The organism is Azospirillum sp. B506 (genome assembly GCF_000333595.1).
Taxonomy (GTDB): Bacteria; Pseudomonadota; Alphaproteobacteria; order Azospirillales; family Azospirillaceae; genus Azospirillum.
Genome location: NZ_BADK01000918.1, coordinates 1 through 2,109, shown reverse-complemented (window position 1 = coordinate 2,109; position 2,109 = coordinate 1). Strand labels below are relative to the sequence as shown.

The following is a 2,109-nucleotide window of genomic DNA, read 5'->3' as shown; positions in this document are numbered from 1 at the left end:
CATTCGTCAGCAGATTCGAGCCGTTGCTGCGGTCGAGAACGCCTAGCTGCCCATAAAAGGTGATGAGTTTATCAGGGGTATAATACTGGTCGCTGATGACGATGTCCGTGCCTTCGCCGCCATCGATGGTATCGGTCCCATAGCCGCTGTTGATGACGTCGTTGCCACCGCCACCAGCGATATAGTCGTTGCCCGAATAACCAAACAGGGTGTCGGATTGGGCCGATCCGAAGATCTGGTCGTTGCCCGACAGCATCGATTGTGTGGTCAGTGCGCTGGAGAGGCTGTAGACGCTTGAAAACCCGATGCTGGCATTGCTGAAAGATACGAGAAGCGCGCCGTTCGGTTGGGTTGCCGTAAGGGACGTTATCCTGCCCGAAGCACTGTAATCGGTTATGTTCAGAACGCCGCCAATGGTGATGTCCATCACCGGCACATTGTTCAACGTGTAACGAAAACTGATTTGTGACGAGCTTTGTGAAGTAAGGTAGTAGTTGTCGTAGAAAATCCCGGCGGTTTCACCGCTTCCCGATAAGTTTATGGGCACATTCGCGACAACAGTGCTCATCTCAAATCCTTTTCTGAATTCCTTGCGCCGAAGTGCGGCAAGTAGAAATTGCCATCGTGCGGCGATTGTTCGTCCTCAGGTGGATAATATAACAGCTTTGTGGGTAGGCCCGACCTGCGAACTGATGACTTGGAGCCAACACTCTCCTTCCCTTCTCGGAGCGAAACGGAGAGCGCCATCCAACTGGCACACCTTTAAGTATAGATTTCAGTCTATAGAATGTCTAGGGTTGAGCCTGTCGGCTCGTGGTCATATGCGGCGATGTGTAGCGCCGCCTCCCTGCCGCTATCGTCCCAGCAGCCTGTCCACCCGTCGCAGGGCCGGGAACATCGCCGCCCACAGGCCGGCCAGACCCATCGCACCGACGCCGCCCAGCACCACCGCCGGCACTGCGCCGATCATCGCCGCGACGCTGCCAGATTCGAACTCGCCCAGCTGGTTGGAGGCGCCGATGAACAGCGAGGTGACGGCGCCGACCCGGCCGCGCATCTCGTCGGGGGTGGACAGTTGGACCAATGTCTGGCGGACGAACATGCTGACCTGATCGGTTGCGCCGACCGCCAGCAGGGCGATGAAGGACAGCCGCGGATCGGCCGACAGTCCGAAGGCGATGGTGGCGACGCCGTACCCCGCCACCGCCACCAGCATCCAGCGCCCGGCATGCCGCTTCACGCCCCAGCGGGTGATGACCATCGCCATGGCGAGCGCCCCCAGCGCCGGAGCCGAGCGCAGCAGGCCGAGGCCCCACGGCCCGACATGAAGAACGTCGCGGGCATAGATCGGCAGCAGCGCCGTCGCTCCGCCCAGCAGCACCGCGAACAGGTCGAGCGAGATGGCGCCCAGGATCTCCGGCCGGCTGCGGATGAAGGAGGCGCCGGCCAGCATGCTGGACAGGCTCATGGCGCGTTTGGTCATCGTCACCGGACGCGGCCGGCAGGCGGCGATCAGCAACACCGACAGCGCCAGCATTGCCGTGCTGACGCCATAGACCGCTGCCGGACCGGCGATGTAGAGCAGGCCGCCCAGCGCCGGGCCGGAGATCTGCGCCACCTGGACCCCCGACGACTGCCAGGCGACGGCGTTGGGCAGATCCTCGACCGGGACGGTCGCCGACAGGATCGCCTGGTTGGCCGGTCCCTCGAAGGATTTGGCGAGGCCGATCAACGCGACCACGGCGAAGATCGCGTGGGGCGACAGGGCGCCGGCCACAGTCAGCAGGAACAGGGCGGCGACGGCGATCGTCTCGATCGACAGGGCGCCGAACAGCACCGTCTTGCGGTCGTTGTTGTCGACCACATGACCGGCGACCAGCACCAGGGCCAGGGAGGGCAGGAACTGGAACAGCCCGACCAGCCCGAGGTCGAGCGGGTCGCCGGTCATGGCATAGACCTGCCAGCCGACCGCCACCACCTGCATCTGGATCGCCAGCATCGAACAGACCCGCGCGCTCCAGAACAGGGCGAAGGGGCGGTGACGGAAGGCCGACCGGAAACTATCCCCGGCCACAGGGGCAGTGGTCATTCAAACGGGCTCCAGAAGTG

1 protein-coding gene and 1 pseudogene are annotated in these 2,109 nt (G+C 63.0%); both read right to left on the bottom strand.

From position 1 onward, the window contains the following. A pseudogene (locus I71_RS37830) lies at positions 1–568 on the bottom strand (hypothetical protein); the annotation flags it as partial. A 285-nt stretch (positions 569–853) separates the two neighbouring features. Continuing rightward, complete coding sequence (locus I71_RS28440; protein ID WP_042702165.1) at positions 854–2,089, bottom strand: MFS transporter; 1,236 nt, start codon at positions 2,087–2,089, stop codon at positions 854–856. Positions 2,090–2,109 lie beyond the last annotated feature (20 nt).